The sequence below is a fragment of the Burkholderia sp. KCJ3K979 genome (genome assembly GCF_016759955.1).
In the GTDB taxonomy this organism is placed as follows: domain Bacteria; phylum Pseudomonadota; class Gammaproteobacteria; order Burkholderiales; family Burkholderiaceae; genus Burkholderia; species Burkholderia orbicola.
This window is the reverse complement of the sequence record NZ_JACFYV010000343.1, coordinates 1-4,386: the sequence shown is the minus strand read 5'-3', so window position 1 is coordinate 4,386 and position 4,386 is coordinate 1. Positions and strand designations below refer to the sequence as shown.

Below are 4,386 nucleotides of genomic sequence, written 5' to 3'. Positions count from 1 at the left end.
GTCCTGTTCGGCGTGCGGGTCGCAAGACAGCACGACGCGGCCGAAAGGTATCGCGGGACTGCGAATAAGAGAGTGGGCCTGTAGTGACTGTGGTGCCGAGCATGATCGAGATACCAACGCTGCATTGAACATTCTCCGATGCGGACGTGCATCGCCAGGTGTGGGAATCCTCTCCCTTTAGGGAGGGGAGGACGTCAAGCGTCAGGCTCCTTGCACGCCGTTGCGGCGGTTGTCGATCAGGCTGACGAAAATGTCCTCCAGCGAGCTCTGCGTCGTGTGCAGGTCGCGAAAGCCGATGCCGGCCGAGCCGAGCGCGTTGATGAGCTTCGCGATGCTCGCGTCGTCGCGCTGCGAGTCGTACGTATAGACGAGCGCGGCGCCGTCTTCCGCGCGTTCGAGCCCGAACGGCGCGAGCGCGGGCGGCACGTCCGCGAGCGGGTGCTCGAGCTGCACGGTGAGCTGCTTCTTGCCGAGCTTGCGCATCAGTTCGCGCTTTTCCTCGACGAGCACGAGCTCGCCGCCGAGGATGATGCCGATCCGGTCGGCCATCTCCTCGGCTTCCTCGATGTAGTGCGTGGTCAGCAGGATCGTCACGCCGCTTTCGCGCAGCGAATCGACGAGCTTCCACATGTCGCGGCGCAGCTCGACGTCGACGCCGGCCGTCGGCTCGTCGAGGAACAGGATGCGCGGCTCGTGCGACAGCGCCTTCGCGATCATCACGCGGCGCTTCATGCCCCCCGACAGCGTCATCAGCTTGTTGTCGCGCTTGTCCCACAGCGACAGCGCCTTGAGCGTCTTCTCGATGTACGCGGGATCGGGCGCCTTGCCGAACAGGCCGCGGCTGAACGACACGGTCGCCCAGACGGTTTCGAACGCGTCGGTGGTCAGCTCCTGCGGCACGAGGCCGATCATTTCGCGGGCGGCGCGGTATTGATCGCGGATGTCGTGGCCGCCGACCGTCACGCGGCCTTCGGTCGGCGTGACGATGCCGCAGATCGAGCCGATCAGCGTCGTCTTGCCGGCGCCGTTCGGCCCGAGCAGCGCGAAGATCTCGCCGGGGCGGATGTCGAGGGTCACGTGCTTCAGCGCCTGGAAGCCGGACGCGTAAGTCTTGGAAAGGTCGGAGACGGAAAGGATCGGTTGCATGCTCACGGATGGCACGGCCGCCCGGCGCGACGGCGGGCGCCGCGCATGCCCGGCGCCGCCGCCGCTGCGAAGCGGCCGGGACCGGGCACGGCACGGCGAGCGGGCGTCATGTCGAACGGCAGGGTGGTGCGGGATCGCGGGACCGCCATATTAGCAATCGGCAGATCGAAATGCATTCCGATGGAAAGGCCGGGCACTGCCGGTGCCGGATTGGCGTGAATTGCCGAGATATCGCTCAATGATTCGATGCATTATTTGAGCGATGCGAACAATCGGGCGGGTTTCCGGGAATCGGGCCACGCTCACGTTGCCGCCCGAGCGGCTGGCCGACTGTGCTGCCTGCATGCCCTCGCGCCGTACCGGGACGGCGCGCGCGGCGCTCGCGATAATGCGTTCCTTTCACGGCGATACGGAGCGGGGCGCATGTCTTTGATCGATTTCAAATCCGTGGCGGACGCGCAGGCGGCCGCATGGAAATCCACGATCGTCGGCGAAGTCGGCCCGGCGCGGATCAAGGTGCTGCGCATGGATGCGCAGCCGTACGAAGCGGAAGTGCACGACTACAACGAGGGGCTGCTGGTGCTCGACGGCACGCTGATGCTCGAGGTCGAGGCGGAAACGGTGGTGGTGGAAGCCGGCCAGATGTATCTTGCGCACGCCGGCACGCGCCACGCGGTGCTGCCCGGCAGCCACGGCACGCTCGCGATCATCGACGTGTGAAGTTGCGCCGCAGCATGTGCGCAGGCCGCTGAAGCCCGGCTGGCGTGGCTCGGCGCGGATTGGCGGTCGCCGTTCAAACGCGTGTTCCACGGCCCGGGTATTTGTCTGAGCAAATAAAATGAAGGCTGTTTGAAAATCTGTTAAATACCGTATAAACGCTAGGATTGCGCGGGTTCCGTCGTTTGGAACTCTGCATCCATTTACTTGCGCGAATGGTCCGATCATAGTCTCGACAAACGACGCATCACGATAACGAATCAAGCGTACGTATGGAGACCAAATCATGAGACGCCTATCCGAGGGCCCAGCGGGACTGTCGTTTTCCGATTTTTCGCTGAATGCAGGCGCGACACAGGTCGCGTGCCTGCATCGTCACTTCGCCGTGTAGCGGCGACCCAATTCCGTTTCGATCGTTCCGACGGCGCCGTGCCGCATGACGGCGCCGCGGGAGCGCGTTCGTCTGCCGCCGCGGCGTGTGCCGCATGGGCCTGACCGGCCTCGCGGCAGTCCTGCGTGCATCGTCATGCGCCGCGCCTTCGTGCGACGGCGCGATACCAACCGGCGGGCCATGCAGCCCGGCCGGACGAGACTTGTCGTACCTGAAAAGGAGGGGTTGATGATTTGGATTCCTGAATGGCGGAAGGCGATCCTGTCGTGCGCGGTGCTGGCGCTGCCGTTCGTCGCCGGTTGTGGCGGCGGCGACGATCCGGGGCCGATCACCGTACCGCAGTGCTCGGGCAGCGCCTGCGGGCCGAGCGGCGCCGAAACGACGCCGCCCGTCGTGACGAAGCTGTGTCCGGACGCGCTCGACTACACGACGACATATACGGGCGGCGCCGGCAGCGGCGAGTACGTGAAGGTGAAGTTCGACACGACGAAGCTCACCTACCAGATGCAGTTCATCGAATCGTCGGTGCCGACCTCGGCAGGGCAAGTCAACAACACGCGTGCGGGCCTGACGATCAGCGGCGCGTTCCATCATCCGACCACGCTTCCGACCGCCGAGCAGAACCGTTGCGCGTTCGTGCTCGACAGCGGCGCGACGAGCGACGGCGCGTATTCGGTGACGATCAACCGTGCCGATCCGCCGATGCTGTTCGTCGGCAATGGCGTGGTGGGCGGCGGGATTCCGGGGGCGACGATCGCGTTCGCCGGTATCCCGCTGCTGCCGGGCATCACGCTCGGTGTCGTCCCGTCGCGCACCTTCGATTTCTATCCGTTCATCGGCTTCACCGACACCGAAACCGACTTCTCGAAAGTGGCGGGCAACTACAACGAGGTCGGCATCCATCTGTCGCCCATCGGCGGTGATGGGCAGAGCCCGACCGGGGCGGTCGGCTGGGAATCCGACGTCGTCAACTGGAATCAGACGTTGAATGCGGACGGCTCGTGCTCGATCACGCAGGGCAGCGACTACTCGTGTCAGACGACCGGGACGCCGTGGGCGCAGCGCAAGAACGCGGACGGATCGGCGGACAATGTATTCGTGAGCAATCCGGCCGGGGGGCAGGGGTATCCGATCGCGGGGCAGAGCTCGACGCTGATCATCGCACCGAGCCAGGCGAAAGGCATCATGATCGTCGGCAGGCTGAACGGCGTACTCGTGCCGATCGTGATTCGTGTCGGCTACACGCACGTCGATACGGTCAATCTGCTCGCCTCGGTCGCCGATGCCGAAGTCGGCATCTCGATGCTGTCGTCGACGAAGGCGATTGCCGCGAACTCCCTGAAGGGCGGATACATCGGCGCGACCAGTGCCTCCGCGTGCGGCATCGTGACATCCAGCGGCCAGGGGAACAAGTTGGCGTCGGCGGGGCCGAGCTTCAACCCGAACGTGCCGCACCCCGACCTGCCCGGCATCTTCGCCAACAACGCGTTCTATTCGGTCGCCGGCAGTTGCAACGACGGCACCGCCGTGTCGACGCTGGCGGCGAACTACACGTCCACGCTGTTCCAGGGCAGTACCGCGGCATTCATCGATCCGCAGACGTCGTCGGTCACCTCGCAGTTCGCGCTGGACTATACGCAGGCCACGCCCGGCAAGATCAGGGTGACGGCCGCGCAGGACTTCAACGCGAAGGGCGCGAACGGCAACGCGGCGATCTTCGGCAAGGGCGACACGGGCTGGCTCGTGACGGCCGGCAACGTCTACGCGATGGTCGTCAACGACAACAAGGTCAACCCGTTCTTCACGATCGGCGCGTTCGTCCAGTAACCCCGTATCGAACACGTCACACCGGCGGCGCACGCGTCGCCGCCGGCGAATCGAATTTCAAGAGGATTCCTATGAATTTGAAACAATGGATGGCGGCGTCGCTCGCGCCCGTGCTGGCCGCGTGCGGCGGAGACGGCGACCCGCCGCCCGCGCCGGTGGTCCGGCTGTGCCCGCAGACGATCGACTACAACACGGTGTTCATCGGCGGGTCGGGGTCGGGCGAGCTCGTGAAGGTGCAGCTCGACACGACGAAGATGACGTACCGGATGACCTACCTCGCGTCGCCGGTGCCCGCCACCACGGGT

General features: G+C 65.3%; 5 protein-coding genes and 1 pseudogene. 4 read left to right on the top strand and 2 right to left on the bottom strand.

Annotation, left to right across the window (positions count from 1 at the left end; translation table 11 throughout):
• Positions 1–181, top strand: a 181-nt coding sequence (locus H3O04_RS34195; RefSeq protein ID WP_202589391.1) for a zinc ribbon domain-containing protein, incomplete at its 5' end; no start/stop codon positions are given.
• Between the two features lie 20 nt (positions 182–201).
• Here the strand turns inward: H3O04_RS34195 and H3O04_RS34190 are convergent.
• Both H3O04_RS34190 and H3O04_RS34185 read right to left on the bottom strand, forming a co-directional pair.
• A complete protein-coding gene (locus tag H3O04_RS34190; protein WP_012339510.1) occupies positions 202–1,146 on the bottom strand; it encodes an ABC transporter ATP-binding protein in 945 nt (314 codons plus the stop codon).
• A 2-nt stretch (positions 1,147–1,148) separates the two neighbouring features.
• A complete protein-coding gene (locus H3O04_RS34185) occupies positions 1,149–1,385 on the bottom strand; it encodes a hypothetical protein (protein ID WP_202589389.1) in 237 nt (78 codons plus the stop codon).
• A 184-nt stretch (positions 1,386–1,569) separates the two neighbouring features.
• On the opposite strand from H3O04_RS34185, the gene H3O04_RS34180 reads away from it, so the two are divergent.
• The 3 genes and pseudogenes from H3O04_RS34180 to H3O04_RS36420 form a co-directional block, all read left to right on the top strand.
• Positions 1,570–1,866, top strand: a complete 297-nt coding sequence (locus tag H3O04_RS34180) for a cupin domain-containing protein (RefSeq protein ID WP_202589387.1) — start codon at positions 1,570–1,572, stop codon at positions 1,864–1,866.
• 616 nt (positions 1,867–2,482) lie between these two features.
• A complete protein-coding gene (locus H3O04_RS34175; protein ID WP_105797900.1) occupies positions 2,483–4,081 on the top strand; it encodes a DUF2957 domain-containing protein in 1,599 nt (532 codons plus the stop codon).
• Positions 3,991–4,386: pseudogene (locus H3O04_RS36420) on the top strand (DUF2957 domain-containing protein); the annotation flags it as partial. The gene H3O04_RS34175 and the pseudogene H3O04_RS36420, both read left to right, overlap by 91 nt.

Excerpts from the sequence above, each read along its gene's own strand:
- H3O04_RS34190 (WP_012339510.1), bottom strand. The coding sequence starts at position 1,146 with ATGCAACCGATCCTTTCCGTCTCCGACCTTTCCAAGACTTACGCGTCC.
- H3O04_RS34180 (WP_202589387.1), top strand. The coding sequence starts at position 1,570 with ATGTCTTTGATCGATTTCAAATCCGTGGCGGACGCGCAGGCGGCCGCA.
- H3O04_RS34175 (WP_105797900.1), top strand. The coding sequence starts at position 2,483 with ATGATTTGGATTCCTGAATGGCGGAAGGCGATCCTGTCGTGCGCGGTG.